Source organism: Dermabacter sp. HMSC06F07 (genome assembly GCF_001807345.1).
Classification (GTDB): Bacteria; Actinomycetota; Actinomycetes; order Actinomycetales; family Dermabacteraceae; genus Dermabacter; species Dermabacter hominis.
The window spans coordinates 369,532-395,778 of record NZ_KV788588.1; the positions used below are offsets into that span (position 1 = coordinate 369,532).

At 65.3% G+C, this 26,247-nt stretch carries 27 protein-coding genes and 1 pseudogene; 7 read left to right on the forward strand and 21 right to left on the reverse strand.

The window, feature by feature from the left end; all coding sequences use genetic code 11:
• Positions 1-33 precede the first annotated feature (33 nt).
• Genes cydD through HMPREF3157_RS08775 form a run of 3 tightly spaced genes read left to right on the forward strand, consistent with a single transcriptional unit; the run spans position 34 to position 4,692 of the window.
• Positions 34-1,686, forward strand: coding sequence for a thiol reductant ABC exporter subunit CydD (gene cydD, locus HMPREF3157_RS08765; protein ID WP_083288163.1), 1,653 nt, complete (start codon positions 34-36; stop codon positions 1,684-1,686).
• Positions 1,683-3,536, forward strand: a complete 1,854-nt coding sequence (gene cydC, locus HMPREF3157_RS08770; RefSeq protein ID WP_070436130.1) for a thiol reductant ABC exporter subunit CydC — start codon at positions 1,683-1,685, stop codon at positions 3,534-3,536. The genes cydD and cydC overlap by 4 nt, the downstream gene beginning before the upstream one ends.
• Positions 3,511-4,692 (forward strand): sensor histidine kinase, encoded by a 1,182-nt coding sequence (locus tag HMPREF3157_RS08775; RefSeq protein ID WP_070436131.1) that lies wholly within the window; start codon positions 3,511-3,513, stop codon positions 4,690-4,692. The genes cydC and HMPREF3157_RS08775 overlap by 26 nt, the downstream gene beginning before the upstream one ends.
• A 15-nt stretch (positions 4,693-4,707) precedes the next feature.
• Here the strand turns inward: HMPREF3157_RS08775 and HMPREF3157_RS08780 are convergent, their stop codons facing one another.
• The 4 genes from HMPREF3157_RS08780 to HMPREF3157_RS08790 all read right to left on the reverse strand — a co-directional run bounded on the left by HMPREF3157_RS08780 (position 4,708) and on the right by HMPREF3157_RS08790 (position 7,652).
• On the reverse strand, positions 4,708-5,298 hold the full coding sequence (locus HMPREF3157_RS08780; RefSeq protein ID WP_070436277.1) for a response regulator: 591 nt from the start codon (positions 5,296-5,298) through the stop codon (positions 4,708-4,710).
• A gap of 186 nt (positions 5,299-5,484) precedes the next feature.
• Positions 5,485-5,724 carry a zinc finger domain-containing protein gene (locus tag HMPREF3157_RS10945; protein ID WP_083288130.1) on the reverse strand — a complete coding sequence of 80 codons (240 nt, stop codon included), beginning with the start codon at positions 5,722-5,724 and terminating at the stop codon, positions 5,485-5,487.
• A gap of 479 nt (positions 5,725-6,203) precedes the next feature.
• Positions 6,204-7,121, reverse strand: coding sequence for a cytochrome c biogenesis CcdA family protein (locus tag HMPREF3157_RS08785; RefSeq protein ID WP_070436132.1), 918 nt, complete (start codon positions 7,119-7,121; stop codon positions 6,204-6,206).
• A gap of 3 nt (positions 7,122-7,124) precedes the next feature.
• Positions 7,125-7,652: a TlpA family protein disulfide reductase gene (locus HMPREF3157_RS08790; protein ID WP_070436133.1), complete on the reverse strand. Its 528-nt coding sequence runs from the start codon at positions 7,650-7,652 to the stop codon at positions 7,125-7,127.
• A 74-nt stretch (positions 7,653-7,726) separates the two neighbouring features.
• Here HMPREF3157_RS08790 and HMPREF3157_RS10565 point away from each other — a divergent pair, with 74 nt between their 5' ends.
• Positions 7,727-7,939 carry a hypothetical protein gene (locus tag HMPREF3157_RS10565; protein ID WP_070436134.1) on the forward strand — a complete coding sequence of 71 codons (213 nt, stop codon included), beginning with the start codon at positions 7,727-7,729 and terminating at the stop codon, positions 7,937-7,939.
• A 35-nt stretch (positions 7,940-7,974) separates the two neighbouring features.
• Here HMPREF3157_RS10565 and merB read toward each other — a convergent pair whose 3' ends face one another.
• Positions 7,975-8,637, reverse strand: a complete 663-nt coding sequence (merB, locus tag HMPREF3157_RS08800; RefSeq protein WP_070436135.1) for an organomercurial lyase MerB — start codon at positions 8,635-8,637, stop codon at positions 7,975-7,977.
• A gap of 50 nt (positions 8,638-8,687) precedes the next feature.
• The gene (gene merA, locus HMPREF3157_RS08805) at positions 8,688-10,109 is read right to left on the reverse strand and encodes a mercury(II) reductase (protein ID WP_070436136.1); all 1,422 of its coding nucleotides are present in this window, start codon (positions 10,107-10,109) and stop codon (positions 8,688-8,690) included.
• Positions 10,110-10,213: 104 nt separating this feature from the next.
• Here merA and HMPREF3157_RS08810 point away from each other — a divergent pair, with 104 nt between their 5' ends.
• Entirely contained in the window at positions 10,214-10,603 is a 390-nt protein-coding gene (locus HMPREF3157_RS08810; protein ID WP_070436137.1) for a heavy metal-responsive transcriptional regulator, read from the forward strand.
• A 327-nt stretch (positions 10,604-10,930) separates the two neighbouring features.
• On the opposite strand, the pseudogene mutM (HMPREF3157_RS08815) reads toward HMPREF3157_RS08810, so the two are convergent.
• From mutM (HMPREF3157_RS08815) to HMPREF3157_RS08845, 7 genes and pseudogenes are all read right to left on the reverse strand, one after another.
• Positions 10,931-11,769: pseudogene (gene mutM, locus HMPREF3157_RS08815) on the reverse strand (bifunctional DNA-formamidopyrimidine glycosylase/DNA-(apurinic or apyrimidinic site) lyase).
• Positions 11,762-12,805 carry a bifunctional DNA-formamidopyrimidine glycosylase/DNA-(apurinic or apyrimidinic site) lyase gene (gene mutM / locus HMPREF3157_RS08820; protein WP_246816565.1) on the reverse strand — a complete coding sequence of 348 codons (1,044 nt, stop codon included), beginning with the start codon at positions 12,803-12,805 and terminating at the stop codon, positions 11,762-11,764. The pseudogene mutM (HMPREF3157_RS08815) and the gene mutM (HMPREF3157_RS08820) overlap by 8 nt, the downstream one beginning before the upstream one ends.
• 12 nt (positions 12,806-12,817) lie before the next feature.
• The gene (gene rnc / locus HMPREF3157_RS08825; RefSeq protein WP_083288132.1) at positions 12,818-13,567 is read right to left on the reverse strand and encodes a ribonuclease III; all 750 of its coding nucleotides are present in this window, start codon (positions 13,565-13,567) and stop codon (positions 12,818-12,820) included.
• On the reverse strand, positions 13,564-14,184 hold the full coding sequence (locus HMPREF3157_RS08830) for a YceD family protein (protein WP_083288133.1): 621 nt from the start codon (positions 14,182-14,184) through the stop codon (positions 13,564-13,566). Before HMPREF3157_RS08830 ends, rnc begins: the two co-directional genes overlap by 4 nt.
• Positions 14,181-14,696, reverse strand: coding sequence for a pantetheine-phosphate adenylyltransferase (gene coaD, locus HMPREF3157_RS08835; RefSeq protein WP_070436138.1), 516 nt, complete (start codon positions 14,694-14,696; stop codon positions 14,181-14,183). Before coaD ends, HMPREF3157_RS08830 begins: the two co-directional genes overlap by 4 nt.
• 9 nt (positions 14,697-14,705) lie before the next feature.
• Positions 14,706-15,287 (reverse strand): RsmD family RNA methyltransferase, encoded by a 582-nt coding sequence (locus tag HMPREF3157_RS08840; RefSeq protein WP_070436139.1) that lies wholly within the window; start codon positions 15,285-15,287, stop codon positions 14,706-14,708.
• Positions 15,288-15,289: 2 nt separating this feature from the next.
• Positions 15,290-17,518: an ATP-dependent DNA helicase RecG gene (locus HMPREF3157_RS08845; RefSeq protein ID WP_070436140.1), complete on the reverse strand. Its 2,229-nt coding sequence runs from the start codon at positions 17,516-17,518 to the stop codon at positions 15,290-15,292.
• A 213-nt stretch (positions 17,519-17,731) separates the two neighbouring features.
• Here HMPREF3157_RS08845 and rpmB point away from each other — a divergent pair, with 213 nt between their 5' ends.
• Positions 17,732-17,923: a 50S ribosomal protein L28 gene (rpmB, locus tag HMPREF3157_RS08850; RefSeq protein WP_016664741.1), complete on the forward strand. Its 192-nt coding sequence runs from the start codon at positions 17,732-17,734 to the stop codon at positions 17,921-17,923.
• A 131-nt stretch (positions 17,924-18,054) separates the two neighbouring features.
• Here the strand turns inward: rpmB and HMPREF3157_RS08855 are convergent, their stop codons facing one another.
• The 3 genes from HMPREF3157_RS08855 to HMPREF3157_RS08865 are packed head-to-tail and all read right to left on the reverse strand — an operon-like array spanning position 18,055 to position 20,844.
• Positions 18,055-18,714, reverse strand: coding sequence for a class I SAM-dependent DNA methyltransferase (locus tag HMPREF3157_RS08855; protein WP_083288134.1), 660 nt, complete (start codon positions 18,712-18,714; stop codon positions 18,055-18,057).
• Positions 18,715-18,723: 9 nt separating this feature from the next.
• A complete protein-coding gene (gene thiL, locus HMPREF3157_RS08860) occupies positions 18,724-19,752 on the reverse strand; it encodes a thiamine-phosphate kinase (protein ID WP_070436141.1) in 1,029 nt (342 codons plus the stop codon).
• On the reverse strand, positions 19,753-20,844 hold the full coding sequence (locus HMPREF3157_RS08865) for a GNAT family N-acetyltransferase (protein WP_051120663.1): 1,092 nt from the start codon (positions 20,842-20,844) through the stop codon (positions 19,753-19,755).
• Between the two features lie 66 nt (positions 20,845-20,910).
• On the opposite strand from HMPREF3157_RS08865, the gene HMPREF3157_RS08870 reads away from it, so the two are divergent.
• Positions 20,911-21,441, forward strand: coding sequence for a DUF3515 family protein (locus tag HMPREF3157_RS08870; RefSeq protein WP_070436281.1), 531 nt, complete (start codon positions 20,911-20,913; stop codon positions 21,439-21,441).
• A gap of 3 nt (positions 21,442-21,444) precedes the next feature.
• On the opposite strand, the gene HMPREF3157_RS08875 is transcribed toward HMPREF3157_RS08870, so the two are convergent.
• From HMPREF3157_RS08875 to leuD, 5 genes are all read right to left on the reverse strand, one after another.
• Complete coding sequence (locus HMPREF3157_RS08875) at positions 21,445-22,545, reverse strand: D-alanine--D-alanine ligase family protein (protein WP_070436142.1); 1,101 nt, start codon at positions 22,543-22,545, stop codon at positions 21,445-21,447.
• A 10-nt stretch (positions 22,546-22,555) separates the two neighbouring features.
• On the reverse strand, positions 22,556-23,575 hold the full coding sequence (locus HMPREF3157_RS08880) for an NAD(P)H-dependent glycerol-3-phosphate dehydrogenase (RefSeq protein WP_256365835.1): 1,020 nt from the start codon (positions 23,573-23,575) through the stop codon (positions 22,556-22,558).
• Positions 23,559-24,152 (reverse strand): hypothetical protein, encoded by a 594-nt coding sequence (locus HMPREF3157_RS08885; protein ID WP_070436143.1) that lies wholly within the window; start codon positions 24,150-24,152, stop codon positions 23,559-23,561. The genes HMPREF3157_RS08880 and HMPREF3157_RS08885 overlap by 17 nt, the downstream gene beginning before the upstream one ends.
• A 33-nt stretch (positions 24,153-24,185) precedes the next feature.
• Positions 24,186-25,502 (reverse strand): UDP-N-acetylglucosamine 1-carboxyvinyltransferase, encoded by a 1,317-nt coding sequence (murA, locus tag HMPREF3157_RS08890; protein WP_016664749.1) that lies wholly within the window; start codon positions 25,500-25,502, stop codon positions 24,186-24,188.
• A 116-nt stretch (positions 25,503-25,618) separates the two neighbouring features.
• Positions 25,619-26,230 carry a 3-isopropylmalate dehydratase small subunit gene (gene leuD, locus HMPREF3157_RS08895; RefSeq protein ID WP_070436144.1) on the reverse strand — a complete coding sequence of 204 codons (612 nt, stop codon included), beginning with the start codon at positions 26,228-26,230 and terminating at the stop codon, positions 25,619-25,621.
• Positions 26,231-26,247 lie beyond the last annotated feature (17 nt).

The window sequence follows — 26,247 nt, forward strand, 5'->3', positions numbered from 1 at the left end:
CTCCTCCGTCACGTTCACAGCGCTCGCGCGCACGTGATCCGCACGGTTGTCTTGGGCCTCGTGGAGGCTGTTTGCGCAATCACGACCGCATGGTGCGTCGCCTCGCTCGGCGCGGATCTCCTCGCCAACCGAACATGGCCGCACGAAAACCCCCTCCCACTTGTCGTGCTCGCGATCGCGCTTGTGATTCGTGCAAGCGCCGTGTGGTACACGCAAGCCACGGGCCACCGTGCAGCGACCGAAACGATCGGGGAACTGAGGCGGGCCGTCGTCGAGACGAACGCGCGTCTCGGCCCGCGCGGACGCGCCGGCGAAGCCGCCTCGACAGCCGCACTCGCCACCGCGGGGCTCGAAAACCTCCGCCCCTACCTCACGGGGTACGTCCCGCAGCTTGCACTTTCAGCGACGGTCACCCCACTCGCACTGACCGCGATCGCAGTATGGGATCTCACCAGTGCGATCGTCGCGTGTATCGCCCTTCCGCTCATCCCCATCTTCATGATCCTCATCGGGAAAATGACTGAAGGCTCCTCGGCCCGCTCTCTCGCGACCATGCGCACGCTGTGGGCCGAGACTCTCGATCTGGTCGAGGGGCTCCCGACGCTACGTGCGCTCGGCCGCGCACAGGGGTCCGAGCGCATCGTCGCGGACCTCGGCGCGCGACACAAGAAGTCCGCAATGACGACGCTTGCGTGGGCGTTCCTTTCGAGCTTTGCTCTCGAACTCATCGCTACCCTAGGCGTCGCGCTCATCGCCGTCTCCATCGGTTTGCGCCTCGTGGGCGGCGCAATGGAGCTTTTCCCGGCAATCGCCGTGCTCGTCCTCGCCGCCGAGGTGTATCTCCCCTTGCGCCTCGTGGGCCAGCAGTTTCACGCCTCAACAGATGGCCTTGCGGCCGTCGACGCCGCCTTCGAGATCCTCAATGCCCCCGCAGCTGCAGGCAAAGTGGAAACCGGTGACGAGGCCACCCGCCCCGCTGCCCCCTCGCTATCACGCACGAGCATTGTCCTGCGTGATCTGAGCGTTGCGGGGCGCGACCGTCTCGCGCCTGCCCACCTCACTGACGTCATCCCACCCGGCCAGATCACTGCCCTTCGCGGCGCGAGTGGCGAGGGAAAATCGACGACGATCGCCGCCATCCTCGGGCTCCTCACGCCGACCACGGGCAGCGTCCTGCTTCGCACTGAGGAAGGCAACGGTATTGCCATCAGCGAGATCGATCGAGAAAGCCTCTGGGCGCAGATCGCGTGGCTGCCTCAGCGACCCGTCGTGGGCCCTGGCACCCTGCGCGAGATCCTCCACGAGTCCCTTCCCGCGGGGATTGCCCCGGGAACCGAAGAGGCACACGCCCTCATTACGAGGGCGTCACGTGCGACCGGTCTCGACACACACGTCGCGGATGTTCACGGCTGGGACGTCGAACTTGGCCGCGGTGGAACCGGGCTTTCCGTCGGTCAGCGCCAGCGCGTCGCCCTCACAACCGCCCTCCTCGAGGCGAAACCACTCGTTATTCTCGACGAACCCACTTCGCACCTCGACGGGGCGAGCGAGGCGATGATCGTTCGCCTGCTCGAGACGCTGCGCGAACAGGGTTCGAGCGTTCTCGTGACCGCTCATAGGCAGGCTCTCCTCGATGTCGCCGACCAGGTGATCGATGTGCATGCCGCGGAGGTGTCCGTCCCGTGAAAATATCGTCGCGCGCTCTTTCGCGCATGCATGAGCTCATGGAGATCGCCCCGCGTCAGCTCACATCAGCGGTCGCCGCAGGTGCAGCGACACTCGCGAGCGCCTTTGCCCTCGCGGTTGTGTCGGGCTACCTCATTGCGAAGTCGTGGACGATGCCGCCAGTTCTCGACCTTTCCGTTGCCGTCGTGTCCGTGCGTGCTCTTGGCATCTCCCGCGGCGTCTTTCGGTATTTCGAGCGCCTGCTCACGCACGATGCCGCCCTCACCGGCGTCGCGCGCCTGCGTACCAACATGTACGCGGGGCTTGCGAGCGCCCCCTCACCCCTCGCGGGGCGACTCAAACGCGGCGATCTACTCGCGCGTATCGGCGATGACGCCGAAGACATGGCGAACGATGTCATTCGTGCCGTGGTGCCTGCCCTCGTCGCGCTCGTCATGGCGGTCGCGATCCTTGCGACCATCGCCCCGTTCTCGCCGATTGCGGCACTCGCCATGCTTGTGGGCCTCGCCTTCGCGACGATCATCGCCCCGTTCTTCGCCTTCAAGGCGGCGCTCGTGGCGGAGCGCGAACTCGTCGAGGCCCGCTCGCGTCTCAATACACTCTCACTTTTTGCCCTCGACAACGCTGATGTCCTTCGAGTAAAGGGGCAGTGGAGCAGCACCCTCGCTGACCTGGACGCCGCTCAGGAACAGTTTGATGCGGCCCTCGACAAAGCGGCCGTGCCCTCGGCGTTCGCACGTAGCAGCACCCAGATCGCTATGATCCCCGCGCTTCTCGGCTCGATTCTCGCCGCGGGCGCCGTCTACAACCTCGAAACCACGGGGTTGCTTGGCGGCCTCATGGGCCACACGGCGGGCATCATCGGCGTCATCATTCTCGCCCCGTTGTCGAGCTTTGAAGCGGCATCTGTTCTCCCGCAAGCAGCCAGTCAGCGCGCACGCTCGATCGTCGCCGCTGAACGCCTCCACGAACTCGATCCAGGCAACGCCCCGATCGCTTCAGCGTTCGACACTCGGGCAGGCTCGAGCGTGCGCGACGCTCTGCGCGCTGCGACAGAAGACGCGCAGTCGGCGATCGAAGGCCGCCGAGCCGTCGGGCTCGCCTCTCACGAAGTCGCCCCCGCACCCGCACGCGCTGAACGCCCCTCCCCCGCAGTAATGAGTGCATCTGGACTGACGACGGGCTGGAGTGCCGAGCATCCACTCGCACACGGGCTTGACCTGAGCTTTGCCCCGGGAAGTCGCACGCTCGTGTACGGCGCTTCGGGCCGCGGAAAGTCGACTCTTGGCCTGACCCTTGCGGGGCTCCTCACCCCGCTGAGCGGGCGAGTTCTGTATGGCGATGCTCCCCTCACGTCATTCACTCCGGCCGCGCTCGCCTCACGTGTGTCGTTTTACGCCGAAGACGCGCACGTGTTTGCGACGAGCCTTCGCGAGAATATTCGTGTTGTGCGCGGCGATCTCACCGACGCAGAAATCCATCGCGCCCTCGACCTCGCGGGCCTCGGTCCATGGGCTTCGGGGTTCGCTTCGGGGCTCGATACAATCCTTGGCAGTGGCGGCGAGGACGTCTCCGGTGGCGAGCGGCGAAGGCTTCTTCTCGCCCGCGCGATCGCGCACGGCGCTCCCGTGACGATCCTCGATGAACCTACCGAACACCTCAACCTTGACCTGGCGGCCGAGCTCATGGACGGTATTCTGACCCCTGGCGCGTTCTTCGCGGCCGATGCGACCGTCATCGTGATTACGCACGATCAGCGCTTCAAGGAATCGGGAGCGGCGGTGCTCGACCTCGACGCCCACACGACTCACGAAGGGAGCGCCCATGTCGAACGCCACGAAAATCAGTGAGCTGACAGCGGCGGTCCTCAATGCCGAGGACCCCGACGATATCCTCGACCTCTTGGCCGATTCCACGTTCGAGATTCTTTCGCCCGACTCGCTCCTCGTGCTTCTCCCCCTGAACGATTCGACGTGGGTGTGCGAGCTTGTTCGGGGGCGGTATCAAGCGGAACTCCTCGGAGCGTCCGTCTCCCACTCATCGGAAGCAGCCGATTCGGCGCCCCTGCCTTTCGTACTCGATCACGACTCACAGGAGGCACTCGCGACTCTCACGTGGGGTGACCTCACGCGCGCTCTTGCCGACGAGGACCTCCCGGCTCCCGAGGGATCGACGAGCGCACTCGTGGCGTTTCCGATCGATGCGGGCGCCGCAAGGCGCGGATTACTCATCGCCGTCCGGTTCGCGGGCGAGGACTCCGACGCCACCGCAGCTTTTACCGACGCCGAGAACGTGAGCGCCGCTTCGCTCGCCTCTCTCTTTTCGTTCGCGCTCAATGGGTCAACGGGGCGCAGCGCCATCGAGGATGACCTCAATAACGAGCGAAACCGCATCGCCCGCGACCTTCACGATCTCGCCATCCAAGAGCTTTTCGGTGTGGGCATGCAGCTCGAGACCGTGATGTCGCAAGCCTCGCGTTTTCCTGAATACTCAGACGACGGGCCGGTCGCAACGAGCCTTAAGGATTCCGTCGCGGGCATCGAGCGTTCGATCGCGGAAATCCGCGGGATCGTCCAGTCGCTGCGGAATGAGACAGTCGAGGTGACGCTCTCTCAGCGCCTTCGCCACGAGTGCGGGCTCGCGATCGCAGGCCTCGGCTTTGTGCCGTCGCTGCACCTTCAGGCACCGGTCGCCGAGCTCGACGCGATCGAGGGCGAACTTAAAGAAGATGTCGTCGCGGTCGTGAAGGAGTGCCTGGCAAACGTTGCGCGCCACGCGCACGCGAGCGCGGTCTCCGTGAGCATCACGCTCTTCAAAGAGGGCGTGGATACGGTCATCCAGGTGAACGTGAGCGACAACGGGCGCGGCATCGATCCCAGTATCACGCGCCGCTCGGGGCTCGCGAACATGGGTGCACGCGCGCGGCGCCACCTCGGCTGGGTTGATTTTTACAGCCTCGACCCGGGGACGATGGTGAGCTGGCGCGCGACCATCATCGCCGAGTAGTGCGGCGCCGGGCCGTTACTTCCAGCCGGCTCGACGGCGCGAGACGACCCAGGCCGCGACCTGGGTGCGACGCTGCAGCCCCATTTTGTGGAGGATACCCGTGATGCGGTTCTTGACGGTCTTTTCGGCGACGCCGAGTTGATCGGCGATTTCGCGGTTCGCGAGCCCGTCACCGATGTACTCGACGATGCGGCGTTCGACGGCGGAGAAGTCGAATTCGTCTTCGCTCGTGCCGCCCGCGGGCCACGCGGTTTCGCCGTTCGCCACCTTGAGGATCGTCGAGATGATCTCGGCCGAGCGCACAGATTTGAGGAGGAGCCCCGAGGCGCCCGCGGCGCGGGATTCGCGGATCGCCGCATCGTCGTTGAACGAGGTGAGCACGAGCATGGTCTGGTTCTCGTTCTCCTGGCGAGCCGCGTTCATGACGTCGATTCCGGTACCGTCGGGAAGCTGGAGGTCCGTGACGAGGATGTCTGGCTGGACGGCGGGAAGCCGACGCTTGGCTTCGCCAACGGTGCTTGCCTCGGCGACAACGCTGAGGCGGGCATCCGCGTCAATGACGGCAACGATGCCGCGACGCACAACTTCGTGGTCGTCGACAATCATGACGCGGTACTGATCGCCGCTTACTTCGCTCACGCGGTATTCTCCAGTTCGTTTGATCGGGATCCTCACATGTCCTACCCAGACATCCTAGCCGAACGGGGACCAAATGCCCCACTACAACACCTGCCTACGGGCGTATAGGGGCGTCGGCCACCCGCTCGCACGCTCCGTGCTCCTGCAGGCTCTCTAGCGCAGGCGCTGGCAATAGGGGCAGAAATGGCTCGAGCGGTTCTGGAATTGCGCCCGCACGAGGGCACGATTGCACCGTGGGCACGGGGTGCCGTGCGTGCCGTAGGCCTTCAGCGACCGAGCGAAATAGCCCAACTTCCCACGATAGATACATTGAAAAACTGGGAGCCTCTGAAGGTGGCGTTTCCGCTGGTCAGAGGATACTTCACGGTGAGACGACGCGTGAAGGACGCGCACTGCCTACACACCAGAGTACGGCCTCAGGACTTCAACATGTCAACGGCCCGGTCGAAGGAAGAATCGGGCATCCGTGACCGTGGGCACAGGATGCCTCCGCCAACGAAGATGGGCACTGCGTCGGCTACGACGCAGTCCCGGCCTCCCCTTCTCTTCTTCTCTTGGCGTCCTGTTCGAGCAGGTGGTCCGTGAAGACCTTGGCGATGAACGTCGTCTGCTCCCGCGTCAGCGGCGGCGCGGCCTGGCGGATCTTCCGGACGTGCTCGGCGTGCGCGGTCAGGCCGAACGCCCGGGTCCAGGTCGGAGACCCGGATCAGCGTCTTGATGACCATGCGTCCGTCGCGTCCGTCCACCTTCTCGGTCCGGGCGGGGAGCCTGCCCTGCCAGACGCGCCGCCAGCTGCTCTTGCTGCAGCCGTGGCGGTCTGCCGAGGCGGCGACGTCGAGCCATTCGTCCACGGCCATCGGCCAGGGTTGTGGTCACTCGGTTTCTGCGCTCTGCCGGTCGTCGGCAGAGCGCGCTAGCTCCGGGGCGCAGCAGTCTGCCTCAGTCTTCCGGAGGCTGGCGCGGCGGCGACGGCTGAGGGTCCCGATCAGCAGCACGACGATCACGGCGGCGACGGACACTCCGGTGACGACACTGACGTGTCCTTGGACCCAGCCCGACACCGCAGTGGCGACTCCGGCGACGGCGTTGGTGCGACTGGAGGCGGCAGCGTCGCCGGTGGCGGCCGGGTACCAGTACCAGGCCAGATAGGCACCGGTGAGTACGAGGACGAAGGCAGTAATCCTGGGCCCATAGCGCGCCAGCGATGCGATGCGTCGCGACAGCGCCGAACCTGCTGCGGCGGCGGCAACGGCGACGATCAGCAAGACGGTGGCAGAGCCCGCGGCGTACACGCCGAACACGAGGAGCAGCCCTGCGAAGCTGGCTGTGGCCTGGGCCTGCGCGATGACGGCCAGGAGTACGCCGAAGGTGCACGACAGCGACGCCGCGGCGTAGCCGACCCCGAAGACGACCATGCGTGCGGTGCTCGGCGGACGCGCCGTGACCCGGCTGGGGATGCCGGGCAGCCGGAGCGAGAACGAGCGACCGGCCAGCATCGCCGCGCCGAACAGGACGAGCACGACGCCGACGGCGAGCCCCAGTGCTGGAGCGGCCTGGATCAGGCTCCGAGCTCCGGCGCTCACAGCGATACCCGCCAGCGCCAGCGTGCCTGCGAACCCGATCGTCACGGCGAGGCCTGCCCGCAGCGATCGCAGGAGGCGCACCGGGGCCGAGGAGGATGCGGCGTCGCCCAGCGCGTGGGTGATCCACGCCGGGAGCAGGGCAAAGCCGCAGGGATTGACCGGGGCGATCATCCCGGCGGCGAAAGCGAGCGCGAGAAGTCCACCCATGGCTCAGACCCCGGCCTTCTCGAGCTCGGCGACGATCGTGTCGGCGGCGGGGTCGGTGGCGCGGAATGTCACCTTGCCGTCGGCGTCGACGATGATCAGGGTGGACAGCGCGGCGACGTCGAAGCGTTGCGACAGGACCGCGCCCTCGTCGATGGCGGCGGGGACGTGTTCGGCCTCGACGTACTCCATGAAGCCCTCAATGGTCTCCTTGGGCTCGCGCGGATCCATGTCGACGGCGAGGAACTGTGCATCAGTGCCGTTGTCCTCGGCGCTGGCGGCGGCTTCACCGAGGGACCGGACGCCGCCGACGCATTCGCCGCAGCCGACGGAGAAGAAGAACACGGCGGTGGGCTTCCCAGCGGCTGGCAGGCTGATTTGCTGGCCGTCGATACTGGTCACGGGTGCGGGCGAGCCGGCGTCTGCGGAGGACCTGTCCTCGTCGGCGCTACCACAGGCACTCAAGGCCAGAGAACCCACGATCAGGAGGCCTGCGAGCGAAAGGGTTGTGCGGCGGGTGAGAGATATCGTCATCGGTTCTGGTCGTCCTTCGGGTCGGCGGGGTGGGTGGGGTCGGTCGGCAGGCAGCAGTCGGGTCCGGTGCGGCCGTGGCGGGCTCGGCGGCGGGCGACGACCAGCAGGACGAGCGCGACGAGCGCGATGCCCGCACCGATCACCCAGGGGCTGCCGAGGAGGCCTCCGACGCCGGCGAGCACTCCCCCGGCTATGAGCAATGGCAGTGCGCAGCAGACGGCCATGAGCAGCACTACACCTGCCCCGAAGAGCAGGCCTCCGCCACCTGGCCGGTCATAGTGTTCTGATGTCATCTGTATCTCGAATCTCTCGAAGCCTTGGGTCAGCAGCAGCGGCGGCAGTCGTCGGCCGCCGAGACATCACCCTGGGACCGGTCGAGCAGGCGCGCGGCGAGTTCGGCTCCGATCCGATGCGCCTCGGCCACCGGCACCGCCTCGGCCCCGGGATGCTCGGCGAGCCACTCGGCAGCGTCGCCAACAGAGGTGAAGTAGTGCACCTGGTTGCAGAACGACGATCGGATCGAGGTGATCTGGTCCGGATTCATCAGCGAGACCACGGCAGTGGCGGGCTCGATGCTTATGGCTCCGGCGACCGGATCGACGGCGACGCGGATCATCTCGCCGCTGGCCGGGGAGACCGACTCCACGCGCGTTGGGCGGCCGAGAAGCGCCGGGAAGACCAGGGTGTCCAGCGCGCACCAGGTGTAGAGCCCTTCTCCTGACGCGGTGAACCGGTGCGGGGTGGGCCGCAGGGTGAGGCCCTGGCCGACGATCCGACCCAGGTCGTCGTACTCGGTGTCGGGCACCGCTGCCAGCCCGCTCCTGACCTGCTCGGGTGTGCGGCCCGCGGCCGTGGCGAGCTGCTCGACCGTGACGGGATCGCCGTCGGCGAGAAGCCGAAGCAGCGGGATCAGCAGGCCGGGATCGAGGCCGGTCTCCTCGGTCCGGCTGAGCCGCTCGGGCAGTCGTGTGCTGAGATCGGTCATTGCGGATTCCTCCAGTTCTGGGTTCGGCTATTCGCTGTCTTCAGGACGGGTCATGCGCAGCAGGACAGCTTGGCGACGTCGGCGGTGAAGGCCTTGGCGACGATCCGGATGCCCTCGGCCATGGTCAGGTAGGGTGCCCAGGCGTCGGCGACCTCGGCGATGGTCTTGCCGAGCACGTGGACCCCGGCGGCGGCCAGCTCCCCCGCGTCCTTGGCGACCGCGGTCAGCCCCAGGATCTCCCCGGTGTCCGCGTCGGCGACCATCTTGATGAAGCCGCGGGTGTCGCGATTGACCAGCGCGCGGGGCACGTAGTGCAGGGGCAGGACGCGGCAGTCGCAGCGGATCCCCGCCTCGAGGACCTGCTTCTCGGTCATACCGACCGCGCCGATGGCAGGAGAGGTGAACGTCACCCGGGGCAGCCTCGCGTAGTCCACCGGCTTTTGGGCATCTGTGAACGCGTTCTCAGCCACGAGGGTGCCGTGGTGGGCGGCGACATAGACGAACTCGGGGTGCCCGGTGACGTCCCCCGCGGCCCAGACCCGGGGGTTGGACGACTGCAGCTGGTCAGAGACGACGATCTGCCCGGCGTCGCCAGTCTTCACCTCCACCGCCTCGAGGTTGAGTCCCTCGGTGACCGGCCGTCGGCCGAGCGCGACCAGAACCTGGTCGGCGCGGAAGTCCTGCGATCCGCCGGACACGTCGGCGGTGACGACGACCTGTCCGTCCGCGTCGCGGGCGACGCGGGTCGGGACCACTCGGCGGACCACTCGGATGCCCTCGTCGGAGAAGACCTCGGCCAGGGCATTGGACACCTCCAGCTCCTCCTTCGACGCCAGCCGGGAACGGACCAGCAGGGTCACCTTCGCCCCGAGACGCGCATACAGCTGGGCCTGCTCCAGCGCCACGTAGCCGCCGCCGAGCACCAGCAGCGACTTCGGCACCGCCGTCAGCTCCATCGCCGTGGTCGAGGTCAGGTACCCGGCCTCTTCCAGGCCCTCGATCGGCGGGGCCCATGGCTGGGATCCGGTCGCGACCAGGTACTGGTCAGCCTCGATGGTCCCGACGGCCCCGTCGGGTCCGACGACCTCCAGGACCGGCGCGTCGGGGGTGCCGGCGAACGAGGCGTCGCCCTTGCGGACGTGCCATCCGTACGCCTCGGCGACATCGACGTACTTCTCGCCTCGCAGGCCCTCGACCAGGTCCTGCTTGCTCCCGATCAGCGCCGGCATGTCCACCGGATCCGCCGACGTTTCGATCCCCGGGAAACGGTCGGCGGCGTCGGCCGCGGAGTGCCGCGCGTCGGCGGCGGCGATGAGCGCCTTCGACGGCACGCAGCCGGTGTTCACGCAGGTTCCGCCGAGCGTCCCGCGCTCGATCATCACCACCGACTTGCCGAGCGTGTTCGCACGGATCGCGGCGGCGAACGCTCCGCCGCCCGATCCGATGATGGCGAGGTCGTACTTCGTAGGCATCCCTGCTCCTGTCAGTCCCTGGTCTTCTGTTCCGTCATCAACTATGCTGGACCTTCCAGTACAGGGGAAGGTCAAGTACGGCCGCGACACGATCGGAGGACGGCGTGAAGATCGGGGAGCTCGCACAGGCGGCCGGCACCACGGCCAAGACCCTGAGGTTCTACGAGGAGCAGGGGCTGCTACCGCCGCCCGGCAGGACGTCGTCGGGGTACCGTGACTACCCGCCGGACGCGATCGCACGTGTCGACTTCGTCCACCGCGGCCAGGCCGCCGGCCTCACCCTCGCCCAGATCCGCCAGATCATGGACATCCGCGACGCCGGACGTGCCCCGTGCGACCACGTGCGCGACCTGCTCGACGCGCGCCTGCACGACATCGAGCAGCAGATCTCCCAGCTGTCCGCACTGCGCGACACCATCACGGACCTCCGGGACGATGCAGCGCACCCCGAGCCGGAGACCTGCAGCGCCGATCAGGTGTGTCGCTACCTGTAGGTCCTCGTCAGACGTCGAAAGTTGTGAAAGGAAGACCGTCAGTCAGCCTCGACGGCTTCGTCGATTGAACGGGTCTCATGGACCGCCGCTGCAAGTCAGTGCCCACCCCGAACTGGGCAAATCGCCCTGTCCTCATCACTGCCGGTTCGTGCCGTGGAACTGCAGTGTCCGCATCGACGCCCACGCGCGGTGCGAGAGAATACCGTGACCGGAGCGCTTCTGGAGCGACGGTGATCGTCCTACATTGACGTATCGGGAAACGAGGCGACGCCATGGCGATGTAGCCCGATCCCCTGTTTGTGATCGCGTCGCAGGCGACCGATCGAACTAGCGTTTCCGCTGGCAGACAGGGCAGAAGAAACTCGATCGGTTCATGAACTTCTCCCGCACGATCGACGTCCCGCAGCGCATGCAAGGCTGGCCAGCAAGACCGTAGGCATTCAGGCTGCGGGCAAAATAGCCGCTGCTGCCGGCCACGTCGACATAGAGGGAGTCGAACGATGTACCGCCCTGGGCAAGAGCAGCGGCCATGACCTCCCGCGCCGCATCGACCAGCGCTGAGATCCTTGGCTTGCTCAACGACGAGGCTGCCGTCTCCCCTGCTCCTTGGCAGCCCACAGTGCCTCGTCGGCGTAGATGTTCCCGATGCCGGACACCACCGTCTGGTCCAGCAACACGCGCTTGATCCCGGTGCTCCTGGCCTTGATCCGCGCGACCGCCGCCGGCTGGTCGAACTGCGGGTCGAAGGGATCCCTCGCGATGTGGGCGATCAGCGAGGGCAGCACCGCTCCGCCCTCGTCGTACAGCAGATGGCCGAACGTGCGCTGGTCGTCGAACCGCAGATCGTGGCCTCCGTCGGTGAAGGTGAAGCGCGCCCGCTCGTGCGCGGCGACTGCGGCATCAGGAGACGAAATGAGCATCTGCCCGCTCATCCCCAGATGCATCAGCAACGCATCTGCACCGTCCAGGATCAGCCACAGGTACTTGCCGCGGCGCGCAGTCCCCGTGATCGTCGCACCGACCATCCGTGCTGCGAGATCCGCCGGACCGCCCACATGACGTCGCGCCGCACGCGGATGCAGAACAGTCGCCGAGGCGATCGTCCGGCCACGGACATGATCGTCGATCCCCCGACGCACGACCTCGACCTCAGGCAATTCAGGCACAGGCCACACCTCGCAGACTCCGCGACCCGACTTTGTGTCGGTGCGCTACTAAATGGGCTGGACCGTTGAGCTGCTTGTCCAGAGCCCTTCGTGCCAGGTCAGACCGCAATATCGCTTGTCGACGCATGGCCGATGCCCGGCACAGACAATCGCGACCTTCGTGTGCACGGCTTCCTTCGACTCGCTCTACGTCAATGTCGAGGTAGCCGCTTCGGCCGTCGACGTTCACGTATAGCGCATCGAAGCTCGTGCCGCCCACCTCGAGAGCGCGCTGCATCACATCGCGGCAGACCCTCAGAAGCTCTTTGACCTTTCGACTCGAGATCCCGATCGCGGGGCGCGCGAAATGCAGCCGTGCCTCCCACAGGCCCTCATCAGCGTAGATATTCCCGATCCCGCTGAGGGTGCTTTGATCCAGGATGACGGATTTGATGGGGGCCGTGCGCATACGGATCCGACGCACGAGGTTGCCCTCGTCGAGAAACGGATCGAGTAGGTCACGGGCAATATGGGCCGCGCTTTGCGGGATAAGCGGAAGATCGGTGCCCTCGCCCCCTGCACGAGCATCGGCCGTACCGATCAGCGGGCTCACGTGCATCCCGCCAAAAATCCGCTGATCCACAAAATCGATGCGCGCACCGCCCTCCATGTGAAGGCGAATGCGAAGGTGGGTCACGGGATCCGGCGCGGGCCCCTCGCTCACGTGCGGTTCCGACGCTTGAGGCGCCCCACTCACTGCCCCGTCGCGAACACGAAGCTGGCCACTCATGCCCAGATGCATGACGAGCGCTTCGCCGTACGGTGAAGGATTCGAGGGAGCGCTGCCGGCGTCGGACAGCGGCGCCCACAGGAACTTCCCTCGCCTCGCAACCGAGCGAACGCGGCGTCCCTCGAGCTGACGCACGAAATTCTCTTCACCGCCAGCGTGGCGCTTGAGCGAGCGCGCATCGAACACTTCGACGCGTTCGATCACGCGCGAGGCCATGAATGGCTCGAGGCCACGACGAACGACCTCAACCTCGGGAAGCTCGGGCACCGCGGGCCTGCCCTACTCTTCGAACATCGTGAATGTCTCGCCGCGTGCGCTGTAGTACGCGAGGACGGCCCTGCGGGCGGCTTCCATCTCGGCCCCCTTCTTGCTCGTGCCTTCGCCTGTCCCCGCGAGGGTTTCGCCAACGCTCACGTGCGCGCGGAAGTGTTCGGTATCGCCCGCTGTCCATTCCTCGTACGTGTAGGCGGGGACAGCGCCGAGAAGTGCGCCGATCTCCTGCAGCCGCGACTTGTAGTCGAATGCGCCGAGCATGAACGTGTCGTCGTCGAGGATCGGAGAAAGGAGGTCGAGCACGAATACGCGGGCCGCTTCAGCGCCGAGGCTCAGGTGCACGGCTCCGATAATCGCTTCGACGGCATCCTCGAGCACGGAATCTCGGTCCCGCCCGCCCGTAAGGGACTCGCCCTTGCCGAGTTTGAGGTAGGCGCCGAGGTTATGCAGGCGTGCGATGTGTGAAAGGGCGCGCGTGCTCACAACGGTCGAGCGGCGGCGGGAAAGAGAACCCTGGGATGCGTCCGGGTAGGTGCGGTACAGGTGGTCGGCGACGGCGAGGCTCAGCACCGCGTCGCCGAGGTACTCGAGGCGTTCATTTTGCGGGCACTCGTCGTTTTCAAAACTGTAAGAGCGGTGGGTGAGCGCGAGGTCGAGCAGGTCGGGATCGAGCTCGCCCTTCAGCGGGAGCGAAGCCAACAGACCGCTGCGATCCTCGAGGTGCGGGATAGGTTGCCGTTTGCGCTTACGGCTCACTTCTCCTCACCCTCGCGATCGTCGTCCTGCTCGAGCAGTCCGGCGAGCGCCGCAAAACGCGGGTCGTAGATGACGTGCTCGTGGTCGGGATCGTCTTCCATACGCATACCGCACTGAGAGCACAGGCCCGGGCAGTCTTCGCGGCACAAAGGTTGGTAGGGCGCGGCCATCGCAAAAGCGTCGTGAACCAGAGGGCCGAGGTCGACCACATCGCCCTCGAGTACGGGGACGTCCTCGTCTTCAAGCTCGGCCGGAACCTTCTCGGGGTAGCTAAACAGTTCGTCGAAGCGCACGTCGAGATGGTCGTCAACGGGGTCGAGGCAGCGCGAGCACTCGGCGTGGACGTCCGCGTGTGCCGTCCCGGTCACGTAGATGCCTTCATCGACCGATTCGAGGCTCGCCTCGACCGTGATGTCGTCGCCGGGCCTCACGGCAAATTCGGGGTCGCCCACGGGCTGCGTGGAGGTTGCCGTGCGCGAAATGGTGCGCTGCGAGCCGATTTTATGGATGAGATCGATCGCGTCGATCTCAAGATCGAGCCCCGCGTTGAAGGGTTTTTCGGCCTGGGCGTCCTTCTTTCGGGGGCGCGGGGTGCTCTTGCCCTTCGCGTCGGTCATGATTGCTCCTTTGAGTCTACGGCTGGTGTGGTGCATGCAGCGGCGAGGGCGCGCATTGACGCATCCGGAAGATAGCGGCTCGCATCACCGCCGAGCGAGTAAATCTCTCGAACGAGCGAGCTCGAGATGTGCGCGAGTGCGGGATCGGTCAAGAGGAAGAGCGTGTCCAACCCGCCGAGGTCCATATTGGCCCGCGCCATGGGTTCCTCGTACGCGAGGTCCTGGGCGTTTCGTATTCCTTTGACGAGGTGGGTTGCGCCGAGTTTCTTCGCGCCTTCGACAAGGAGGCCGCCCGGCAGCGTGTCAACACTCGCTCTATCGGCAAGGCCCTCGCGGGCAAGCGTCTCACGAATAGCTTCGCAGCGCGCGTCGAAGGGGATGCGCGCGCTCTTATGGGGGTTGTGGGCGACTGCCACGATCACGCGGTCGCTGAGCGCATACGCGCGCCTCACGAGATCGAGGTGCCCGAGAGTGAACGGATCGAATGACCCCGGGATAAGGGCGGTGAGCATGCGTTAAGCCTACCGGCTTGCCTCCGTGATCGCTGGATCGAGGTAGGTGAAGTATTCGACTCTCGTGTCCCCGAAATCTCGCGCTCCCTCGTCAACGAAATAGGAGGGTAGCGGAGTTTTTTCGCTTCGCGCGGAGCGTTCGAGCACGATTGTCGCCTCATCGGCAAGCTGGCCGGCTGTACCGAGGCCGGTCACGAGGCGCGCAAGCTCTTCGGTCGCAACGGCGTAGGGCGGGTCGGCGCACACGAGCGTAAAGGGGGCCTCTCGGCGGGGTCCGACGCTTGCCTGGCCACACTCGACCCTCAGGCTTTCATCGAGGCCGAGAGTTCGGGCGGCCTCGCCGATGGCTTTTGCCGTGGGGCGATGCGCCTCGACGAGGACGGCGAAGTCCGCGCCTCGCGATAGTGCCTCGAAGGCGAGCGCCCCGGTTCCGGCGTAGAGGTCGAGAACCGTCGAGCCGCGCACGGCGCCCCACGAGTCGAGCCTTGAGAAGACTGCTTCGCGCACGCGATCACTCGTGGGCCGGGTGCGGTTCGTGGGAGGTGACGGCACGGTGCGTCCGCCGAGTCGTCCGGCGATAATGCGGGGCACGGTCAGCTCCTTTCGAGATTGTCGACGCCGCGAGCACTGTGGCGCGCAATCGCGGCATCGAGGGCATCGTGTTCGCTCGCGGATGGCGCCTCGAGGCTACTTGTCGTAAGCGCCCCGCGAGATAGGGCTTCGGTTACGAGAGCGTCTTCGCGGGCCTCGAGGATCATACGCGCGTCGCGGCCCACGTCGAGGAATCGCACGGCTACGGACGTTCCCGATTGAATATCGCCGACGAGGTCGCCGCCGCCGCGACGCTCGAGATCCAGCTCGGCGAGGGCAAACCCGTCGGTTGTGGAGGCGAGTTCTACGAGCCCGTCGTGCTGCGCGCTCTGGCGGGGGAACCGCGTGGCGAAGAACGCGATTCCCGGATGCGCGCCTCGACCAATACGGCCGCGGAGCTGGTGAAGTTGGGCGAGGCCGAAGCGCTCGGCATCGAGCACGAGCATGACGCTCGCATTCGGCACGTCGACTCCGACTTCGATCACGGTCGTCGCCACGAGCACGTCGATGTCACCGGCGGCAAACGCCTCCATGCGCTCGCGTTTAATGTCGCTTGGAAGCCGGCCGTGCAATTCCTCGATGCGAAGCGCGTCAAAGCCTGGTTTCGCCCGCAGCATCTCGAGCGTGGGAGTGACCGCGTGGAGTGGGTGTTCGCTCCCGAACGGATCTGCGGGAGTAGCGGCCTGTGCTGGATCCTCCGGATCGATGCGCGGACACACGACGAATGCCTGGCGGCCGGCGTGGACTTCCTCGAGGACGCGCTCCCACATGCGCTCGCGCCACGCGGTATCGCCCAGGGGCACGACAAATGAGGACACCTCGGCACCCTCGCGGGGACGCCCCTCGAGCGTGAGCAAATCGAGGTCACCGACGAGGGCGAGCGCAGCCGATCGAGGGATCGGGGTCGCGGTCATCACCATCATGTGCGGGCGCAGGTCGCCGGGTCCCTTGGACCGCAGTTGGCGGCGGTGATCCACGCCGAAGCGATGCTGTTCATCGATAATCACGAGGCCGAGCTTCAAAAAGTCGACGCCCTCGGTCAGCAGTGCGTGTGTTCCCACGGCGATCCCAGCCTCGCCACTCATGAGATCGAGAAGGCTCTCGCGTCGCTCGGAGGCCTTCTGGGCGCCAACGAGCAAGCGAACGCGAGTCGCCGACTCGTGCGCATCAAGGTGACCGCGGCGCGCAAGGTCGCCAAGCATCGCCGTGATGGTCGAGTAATGCTGCCGTGCGAGTACTTCCGTCGGGGCGAGGAGCACGGCTTGGAATCCGGAATCGACGGCACGCACCATCGCGCGCAGCGCCACCACGGTTTTTCCCGAGCCCACGTCTCCCTGGAGCAGGAGCGACGTGGGGTGGGGTGCAGCAATCCTCTCGGCGATCTGCTCCCCCACGTCCTTTTGCGACGAGGTCAAGGTGAACGGCAACCGCCCATCGAGTGCCCGGCTGAGGTCCCCGTAAGTCCCGAGCTGTGGGGCGGCGTCCTGAACGTCTTGTGCTCGGCGCCTGGCGAAAATCGACTGGATGACAAAAGCCTCTTCGAAGCGGAAATACCGCAGGGCGCGTTCGACCTCCGTTTGGTCGTGAGGCGCGTGGAGCATCCTCGCCGCCTCAGCGATCGTGGGCAGGTCGCGCTCACGCCTAATCGCGGCGGGAATGACGTCGCGCAGCTCGTCGACGTGCCGCAGCGCTTTTGTCAATAGTGAGCGCATGAGCTTCTGCGTCGCTGCACCGCGAAGTGGATACACGGGGGCGGGCTCGAGCGCAGCGGCGACCGCCCGGGCCTCCTCCGGCGAGGGGTCGCTTGCAAGCAGAAGGTAGTCGGGGTGCGCGATCTGGTTTTCCCCCCGAAAACGCGAAACTGTTCCGCTCACAAGCACGCGCGTACCCTCGCGCAGCCTGCTCATATGCCAGTTGACGAGGTGCGCCTTGAAAAGAAAGAACGTGAGTTGGATGGTTTCGCCCTCGTCGTCGCACACGCGCACATCAAGGAGGGTGCCCTTGCGATTCTTCATCGCGCGCTCACGCACGCGTTCGACGGTCGCGATGACGGAAATGTCGTCGCCCTCGCTCAAATGGCGCAGGTCGCGCAAGGGGCCGGGCGAGGCATAGCGGCGTGGCGGAATGCGCACGAGGTCCTCGACATCCCCCGCACCCAGTGCGCGCGCGGCGGCGATTTCCTTGGGAGTCAAGAGGCCCGCGGGGAAACCGTCGGCCTTCGCCTTCACCACGATCGCTCCTTTCGCCCCGCCAACACTGACGGCATTCTTTCACGACCGACGTCGCGATGTGGCTGACTACACAGGGGTTATGGAGGCATCCCTATCGCTCTTCGCGCGCGAGTGGGCTATGCTTTTGGGGTTGCCCAGCGCCACGCGGCTCGATCCGCTGCATGAGCCTCGGCGCACAAATCAAGTACGTTAGCGATTATTCAGGAGAACACCGTGGCTTCCAAGTGTGACATTTGCGCCAAGGGCCCGAGCTTCGGCAAGAGCGTTTCCCACTCGCACCGTCGCACCTCGCGCCGCTGGAGCCCCAACATCCAGTCCGTGCGCACCGTGATCGGCGGCACCTCGAAGCGCCTCAACGTGTGCACCTCGTGCCTCAAGGCCGGCAAGGTTCAGCGCGCCGCCTGAGCATCCGGGCACTGCCCGAGCGAAAGCTTAGTAAAAGGACCTTCCCTCGGGGAGGTCCTTTTCGCATGCCCAAGAGACATCCGCCGTGGCACCACACACGAGGTGCCCGGGGAAGTCCCACCGAGGTTGCTCTACTTGCCCTCGCCCTTCACCGAGATGACAACGGCGAATCCAGGGTCATCGCTCGCCGGGCGTAAATCCCACGTCGAAAACACCTGGGGCACCTCGAAGCCCGCGGCGGCAGCATCCGCCACATAGCTCTCGAGCGAATACCCGCGGCCCGTTCCAAAACCGGCGACGATGCGACCTCCCGGACGCAAGAGCCTCGCGAAGTTCTCGAGAACGCGGCGCCTATCGCTTTCGGCAACAAACGTGACAACGTTGCCCGCCGTGACAACCACGTCGAATGTTCCGAGTGAGTCCTCACCGAGAATCGCGCACGCCTCGGCTAGGTCGCCTGTAATCCAGCGGGGACCTGGCGAGGTGCGCTCCGCATAGGCGACGAGGGTTGGGTCAAGGTCGATCCCCACAACGTCGTGGCCGCGACGAGCAAGCTCTGCACCGACGCGCCCGGTTCCGCTCCCGGCATCGAGCACGAGGGCGCCGCGAGGCGCGAGTGCATCGATGAGTCGCGCTTCCCCATCGATGTCCTTGCCTTCGGCGCGCATCCGCTCCCAGCGCTCGATGTACCACTGGGAGTGGCCAGGATTGCGTTCGAGGTTGCGCGTCCACTGTGATTTCCCGGGAGAGCCGGGCGTGGGATTCATGGGCATGATCGGCATAGAAGGCATCCATCCACCCTAAACGGAAAAATGGTCCCAACCGTACATGGCGAGTGGCACGCCGTCGAGACGCACGTCGCCATCGCCCTCGGCAGCGCGCACGCACCCAATCTCGCGGAATGCGGCACGCACCTGAGCGTTTTCGTCCCACACCGACCGAGGGAACGTCGCGAGCATGAGGTGCTCCTCCCCCGAACCCAGGACCCACTCCATGGGATCGACGCCAAACACATTGGCAAGCGGCGCGAGAAGCGCACGATCACTCTCAAGCGCCGCCCGCGACAGATCGAGGTTTACTCCACTTGCGCGAGCGATTCGGCTCGCATCCCTCACGAGTCCATCGGAGATATCGATCATCGCGCTCGCCAATCGCCCCGCGCCCCACCCCGCTGAGAGGTCAGGCTCGGGTGCGAGGTGCCACGACAGTGCACGGCCCGCAATGCTCGCCACGCCTTTGCCCCGAGACTCGAGGTCGGGCAGTGTGGCGTCGGACTTCCCGAGCACCTGGGCGAGCCCGGCGCTGCTGAGCCCGAGTACCTCCCCGCCGACCGCAAGAACATCCCCTTCTGTCGCGCCCGAGCGCATGACTGCCGTACCCGGCCGCGCAAGTTCGCCGATCGCCGTGATCGAAACCGTGAGTTCGCGAGCGGTGCCAAGGTCCCCGCCGATCACCGACGCGCCGAGCGGGTGTGCCTCGCGCGCTATGCCCTCGGCGATGCCCTCGAGGACCGCGATCGGTGTGCCTTTGCCCGCGAGAACGGTCGTCAGCAGCCAGCGCGGCTGCGCCCCCATCGAGGCGACATCCGCGAGGTTCTGCACGGCAGCCTTGCGGCCGATGCTCACGGGATCGGAAATACCGAGTATGAAGTCGTATCCCTCGACGATCGCATCGGTCGTGAACACGAGCTCCCCGGCGGCGCGGACAACGGCGCAGTCATCACCAGGGCCCACGATGACCGCATCATCGCGATGCTGAAAAAACGGGACGATTCGCTCGAGGATCCCCGCCTCACCAAGCTCGCCGAGGCTTGTCTCGTGCTGCCGCACTCAGATCCCTCGAAGCTTTCCTTCGAAGGTGATCTCTTTCGCGACCGTGCGATAGCCAAGGCGTTCGTTGATGGCATTCATGTGGGTGTTGGTGTGGTTCGTGTACGTGCGCAGCACATCGACTTTTGACTCAGTTTCGGTCAGGAGGCGATGCGTCATGAGCTTAAGCGCGAGGCCAAGGTTATGCCCGCGGTGCTCGGGCATGACCAGGGTGATGGCCTGCTCGCCAAGTCGCGAACCATCCTCGCGAAACATCACGTATGACGTCCCAGCAAACGTGCCGTTCGACGCGAGGGCGACCGCCGTGAGGCGGCGATAGCCACGCTCAGCGATCCTCGCTTCGATCGCTCGGACCCGCTCCTCGTCGTACTCGGGCTTCTCAAGCGAAGAATCCTCAGTCGGGGCATCCGCGACCATCTGATTCAGCAGCACACACCACTGCTCCATGTGCTCCTCAGGGACGTCCCCTTCCCAGGTAATGATGCGGTACTTGCCAAGGGAAGCTTCGACCTCGACGTGGAGGTCCTCGACGAGGTCGCGATCGAGCGGGAGCGAAACCGTGCTCACGAACTCCGTGGCGACCTTCGCGAGGCCAAGCCGGGTCGCGATCCTTGAAGCCGGAAGCTCGTTTTCCGCCTGAGTTGAATCCACGTGGGTGAGCGCATAGCCGAAAGCCTTCGGACGCTCCTCGTGCGTCATAATGTCCCGGAGCGCATCCGTGAGCATCGTGCCAATACCTTTGCCTCGCCACGCGGGATACACAACGAGCTCGATCTCTTGCGTATCAGTGTTCTCAGTGAGAGGGAGCTGAAGCTCGGCGAGACCGGCGATCATGCGTGCGCCTTCAAGGCTCTCGACCTCGGCCACGAGCTGATATGAACGTTTGTGGTCGGTGTCTGCGTGTTCGGCACGAAGCTGGCCGGGCGTGCGGCGCTCGTGAGCGTCGCAAAATTCCTCGTCAAGAACGCGGTAGAGATCCCAATACTGCTTAAGCTCCGCGTCGCTCGAATGATCGAGGAATCGCACCGTGACATGCGGCCCTTCGGGGAAAAGCTGCTCGGTGCGGGGTGTCAGTGCGTACTTCTCGCTCATGGTCACCAAGATTATCAGCTTCCGTCCAGGCACTCACGATCCAGACAGAGAGTTAGGGTGGTGTTCATGATGCATACGCCCCCGGCCCAGCCCCTGGCATGCGCGCTCCGGCGCGCGCTCGTCGCCTCGCTCGCGATCGGGAGCACCCTGGCACTCGCCGCGTGTGGAGCCGTCGCCGTACCCCCGCCCGAAGCCGACGCCACCAATCCCCGTTGCGCCGAGATCATCGTGTCGCTTCCCGATACCCTTCTGGGCCTCGATCGCAGCGAAACCACGGCCCAATCAACAGCCGCATGGGGTCACGGCGACAGTACGATCGTGCTTCGCTGCGGTGTGACCCCTCCCCCGCCCACGACCGATCTGTGCACCACGATCGCCGCGCGCAACGGCAAGGAGATCGACTGGATCGTGAAAGAAGACGACAAGCGCGGGATCGTGCACATGACGACCTACGGGCGAGAACCGGCAATTGACATCACCGTGCCTCGCTCGGTCGCCCCCGACCAGCCGAGCGCCGCGGCCATCGAACTCGCGAGCCTCATTGCGCAGGTCCCTCAATCGGGTGGTCGCTGCCTCGCATTCGACGACGCGCAATAGCCCCTAGCGCAGCCCTACGCCACGCTCGAGGGCATTGTCGATCAGGCGAGAGATCAGGTCGGCGTAGGAAATCCCCATGTTCTCCCACAGCACGGGGAACATCGAGATCTGGGTGAAGCCCGGCATCGTGTTGACCTCGTTGACGATCACCTCGCCCGTCCCGGTCACGAACACATCCACGCGCGCGAGTCCCTCGAGTTCGAGGGCTTCGAACGCACGCGCGGCCACCTCTCGCACTGCCGCCACGTACTGCTCGGGAATCGCCGCGGGGATATCGATCGTGACGGTGCCCTTACCGAAATATTTCGACTCGTAGTCATAGAAAGCGAGGTCCTCGCCGATGACGACCTCGCCCGGAAGACTCGTGCGCGGTGCCTGTCCATTCTCTCCCTGGAGAACGCCGCATTCCACCTCGCGCCCCTCGATCCCCTGCTCGATGAGTACCTTCGGGTCGAAGCGGAAGGCTTCGTCAAGCGCCGCATCGAGCTGCTCGGGGGCGTCCACCTTCGTCACTCCGAAACTCGAACCCGCACGCGCCGGTTTGACGAACAGCGGATAAGTAAGGCTCGATGCGCGCTCGCGCACCGCCGCTCGAGGTTCACTCGCGCGCACGACGACGCCGCGGGCAACGTTGAGACCCGCGCCTTCGAGAATGCGCTTCGTGAAGTCCTTATCCATCGAAGCTGCGGAAGCAAGCACGCCCGACCCGACGTAGGGCACATCCCAGAGCTCGAATAGTCCTTGGATCGTGCCGTCCTCGCCGTAGGGCCCGTGCAAAAGAGGAAACACCGCGTCAATATGTGCGAGGTGCTCAATACGACCGCCGTCGCGCACGACGCGAAGCTCGACCTTTCCCTGCCCGAGTCGCGACTGCTGGAGGATGATTTCGTCACCCGAATCGGGCACGTGAGGGGCGAGCCCGTTCGTGATTTGCCAGTGCTCGGGATCCCCCGTGACCTCGACAAAGCGGCCATCGCTCGTAACGCCGATGGGCACTACGTCAAAACGCGAGCGGTCAATCTGGCGCAAAATACCGCCGGCGGTCACGCATGAAATGCCGTGTTCGCTCGAACGGCCGCCGAAAATCAGCGCGATGGTGTGCACGTGGGCTCCTCTATTCGAATCGGACAGAACGCGAAAGAAGTGCGCTCGTCACTTCGGCAATATTACGCCCGCGATCAACGACATCGACGAGGGCACGGGTGATGGGCAGGTCCAGCTGCGAGCGCTCGGCAAGCTCTGCGACGGCGCGGGCGGTAGGGACGCCTTCGGCGGTTTGTCCGACGCTTGCTCTGGCCTCCTCCAGGCTTTGACCTTCGCCAAGGGCCTTCCCAAGCCTGAAATTCCTCGAAAGCGGAGAGGCGCACGTCGCGACGAGGTCGCCCATCCCGGCGAGCCCAGCAAACGTGGACGTTTCCGCACCGAGGGCAACGCCGAGCCGCGTAATTTCCGCGAGGCCGCGCGTAATGAGCGATGCGCGCGTGTTGTCGCCGTAACCGAGCCCGGCGGCGGCACCCACGGCGATCGCAATAACATTCTTCATCGCGCCCGCAACCTCGACGCCCGTCACATCGCGGCTCACGTAGGCGCGGAAATAGGGCGCCGCACACCACGAGGCCACTTCTCGCGCCGTCTCCTCGCTTGCTGAGGCGATAACCGAGGCGCACGGTTGCTCGCGGGCGATCTCCCGCGCGAGGTTCGGGCCTGACAGCACCGCGATGCGGCTCTCACTAATGCCGCCGGTTGTCGCAAGAATCTGTGACATGCGCTCGTCGCTGCCGCGCTCGATGCCTTTGATGAGCGAGACGACGGGCAGGTGGGCAATGGATGGCCAGGCCTCGAGATTCGCGCGCAAGGACTGGGCGGGGACGGCGAGGACGATGCCACGTGCCCCTTGGATAACGTCCTCGGTATCGCTCGAGGCCCAGACGGAGGCGGGAAGCTTAAGACCGGGAACGTAGCTCGCGTTCTCGTGGTTGTCGTTGATCTGCGAAGCGAGTTCCGCTCGGCGCGCCCACAGGCGCACGCGATTGCCGCCTCGCGCGAGCATGTGCGAGAAAACCGTGCCCCACGATCCTGCGCCGAGAACCGCGATGTGGCCTTCGCTCTCGCCCGCCCTACTTCGAGCGTTCACCGTCGCCCGAGGGGAGCTGCCGGTTGCGACGGATACCGCGCGTCAATCCCGCGCGACGCGCCCGAGGCGAGGTGAGACGCGCTGTTTCGCGGCGCCTGAGCGTCGCAGGGGCGCGCTTAGCGAGAGTATGAATCGCCGATGCGTGCATCATGCGCCGCGGGCCAAAGGTGAGGCGACCGCGGATCGTACGGTACTTGACCGCCGTCGTGATCCGCACGAGCTCACCACCGGGCTCGACGGCAACGCCGATGCGGATCATGAGCGAGGGCGTATCGTCGATAATGAGAGCCTCCGAGCCCATGACCTCGCTCACATAGCGTTCGCGTTCGGGCGGCGGCACGAGGTCGAAAAGGCGAATGGCCTCATCCCTTACGGCCCGGGCACCACGCGAGGTCAGCGTCGCGTTCTCGTGAGAGAAAATCGCCTCGGCCCACACGCGCGGATCCGGTTCATCAACGCCCTTGGTTGGCACGATCACGACATCGCAATAGTCCGGAAGCGGAATATCGCGAAGTGCGAGAGACGTGTACCGCTCGTGCGACGCACCGGTCGCGTGCGTCGAGGGATTCTCTGTCACCGTTGGCTCCTTACCTCGAGCGTTGATTCGTTCTCACTCTTCCCAGAAATCGGCACCGAGCTTCGTGAGCTTGTCCCTGAAGGATTCGTAGCCACGATCGATGAGGTCGATGCCGTGGATCTGCGAGACGCCGTCAGCCCCGAGAGCTGCGATCAGGTAGCTGAACCCGCCGCGCAGGTCCGGGACCGTGATCTCGGCACCCTCAAGCGGGCGCGGTCCGTTCACAACCGCCGAGTGATTGTAGTTGCGCTGACCGAAGCGGCAGCGGGAGCCGCCGAGGCACTCGCGATACACCTGGATCTGCGCGCCCATGTCATTGAGCGCGCTCGTGAAGCCAAGGCGGTTCTCGTACACGGTCTCGTGGACAATCGAAATACCGTTGGCCTGAGTCAACAACACGACGAGAGGCTGTTGCCAGTCCGTCATGAAGCCAGGGTGGACGTCGGTCTCGATCGCTGCCGAGGAGAGGCCTTTACCCGTGTCGTAGAACCGAATCCCGTCGTCGTGAATATCGACGCCGGCACCGATCTTGCGCAGCACGTTGAGGAAGGTGCCCATCGCCTTCTGCTCGGCCCCGCGGACGAACACGTCGCCGTGAGTCACGAGGGCAGCGCAGGCCCAGCTCGCCGCCTCGATGCGGTCGGGAATGCAGCGGTGACGGTAGCCATTGAGCTTCTCGACGCCCTCGATCACGATTGTGCGATCGGTGCGCAGCGAAATGATCGCGCCCATCTTTTGCAAAACGGCGATGAGATCCTCGATCTCGGGCTCGACGGCCGCGTTCTCGAGTTCAGTGATGCCCTTCGCCCGTACTGCCGTGAGGAGCACCTGCTCGGTCGCACCAACACTCGGGTACTCGAGGCGGATTTTTGCACCACGAAGACCATCCGGTGCCGTGATGTAGATGCCGTGCTCGCGCTTATCGACACGAGCACCGAAGTTGCGCAGCACGTCGAGGTGATAGTTGATCGGGCGCGTGCCGATGCGGCAACCGCCCAGATCGGGGATCACGGCCTCACCGAGGCGGTGCAGAAGCGGGCCGCAGAAGAGGATCGGGATGCGCGAGCTTCCCGCGTGAGCGTCGATGTCCGCCACGTGCGCACGCTCGACGTTCGACGGGTCCATGCGGAGGGTTCCCGCTTCCGTATCGCGCTCGATTTTTACGCCGTGCACGCGAAGAAGCTCGCTCACGATCCTCACGTCGCTGATGTCGGGGACACTCGTGAGGAAGCTTTCGGTCTCACCGAGAAGCGCGGCAACCATGGCCTTCGAGACCAGGTTCTTTGCACCACGAACGGTGATCTCACCCTCGAGCGGCTTTCCGCCGCGCACATAGAAGCTTGAGGTCATAGTGGAGTTGATTCCTTTTCCGGGACGAGCCCACAGGTAACCGTCTCACCATACCGAACAGCGCTTTGAAAAGAACTGCACACGCGCCGGTGTACGCCGAGGGCGCAAAAGCTCCGCTACTGGTCGTCGGCAGTGCGCGCGGGAAGCGTCTTCGGGAGCCAGGAGGGCCGACGCTTTTCAAACTCCGCGATGTCTGCTTCGTGCCGCATCGTGAGCCCGATGTCATCGAAGCCCTCCATGAGGCGCCAACGGGTGTAGTCGTCGATTTCGAACGAGAAGGTCGAATCGGCTACCTCAACCACTCGATTTTCGAGATCGACGGTGATGTCGGTTCCCGGCGCGTTCTCGAGGATCTTCCAGATCTGTTCGATATCCGACTGCGAGAGGACTGCGGCAACGAGGCCCTGCTTACCGGCGTTGCCTCGGAAAATATCCGCGAATCGGCTCGAGAGCACCGCTTTGAAACCGTAGTCGCGAAGCGCCCACACGGCATGCTCGCGCGAGGAACCGGTACCAAACTCCTCTCCCGCAACAAGAACGGAGCCTCGCGAGTAGGGATCGCGGTTGAGCACAAAATCTGGATCCTGACGCCACGCGCTAAAGAGACCGTCATCGAAACCCGTCTTCGTCACGCGCTTGAGGTACACGGCGGGGATGATTTGGTCGGTATCGACGTTGGAGCGTCGCAGCGGAACACCGATACCCGTGTGCGAGGTGAACTTTTCCATGGTGTGAGTCCTTTCCC

Bases quoted from the DNA above. Each gene is read 5' to 3' on its own strand.
- HMPREF3157_RS08865 (WP_051120663.1), bottom strand. From the start codon at position 20,844: ATGAGCGAGAAGTACGCACTGACACCCCGCACCGAGCAGCTTTTCCCC.
- leuD (WP_070436144.1), bottom strand. From the start codon at position 26,230: ATGGAAAAGTTCACCTCGCACACGGGTATCGGTGTTCCGCTGCGACGC.
- merB (WP_070436135.1), bottom strand. From the start codon at position 8,637: ATGACCGATCTCAGCACACGACTGCCCGAGCGGCTCAGCCGGACCGAG.
- HMPREF3157_RS08855 (WP_083288134.1), bottom strand. From the start codon at position 18,714: ATGCCTTCTATGCCGATCATGCCCATGAATCCCACGCCCGGCTCTCCC.
- murA (WP_016664749.1), bottom strand. From the start codon at position 25,502: ATGACCTCAAGCTTCTATGTGCGCGGCGGAAAGCCGCTCGAGGGTGAG.
- HMPREF3157_RS08775 (WP_070436131.1), top strand. From the start codon at position 3,511: ATGTCGAACGCCACGAAAATCAGTGAGCTGACAGCGGCGGTCCTCAAT.
- HMPREF3157_RS08790 (WP_070436133.1), bottom strand. From the start codon at position 7,652: ATGACGATATCTCTCACCCGCCGCACAACCCTTTCGCTCGCAGGCCTC.
- HMPREF3157_RS08830 (WP_083288133.1), bottom strand. From the start codon at position 14,184: ATGACCGACGCGAAGGGCAAGAGCACCCCGCGCCCCCGAAAGAAGGAC.
- merA (WP_070436136.1), bottom strand. From the start codon at position 10,109: ATGCCTACGAAGTACGACCTCGCCATCATCGGATCGGGCGGCGGAGCG.
- HMPREF3157_RS08870 (WP_070436281.1), top strand. From the start codon at position 20,911: ATGATGCATACGCCCCCGGCCCAGCCCCTGGCATGCGCGCTCCGGCGC.
- HMPREF3157_RS08785 (WP_070436132.1), bottom strand. From the start codon at position 7,121: ATGGGTGGACTTCTCGCGCTCGCTTTCGCCGCCGGGATGATCGCCCCG.
- HMPREF3157_RS08780 (WP_070436277.1), bottom strand. From the start codon at position 5,298: ATGATTGTCGACGACCACGAAGTTGTGCGTCGCGGCATCGTTGCCGTC.
- coaD (WP_070436138.1), bottom strand. From the start codon at position 14,696: ATGCTCACCGCCCTTATCCCGGGGTCATTCGATCCGTTCACTCTCGGG.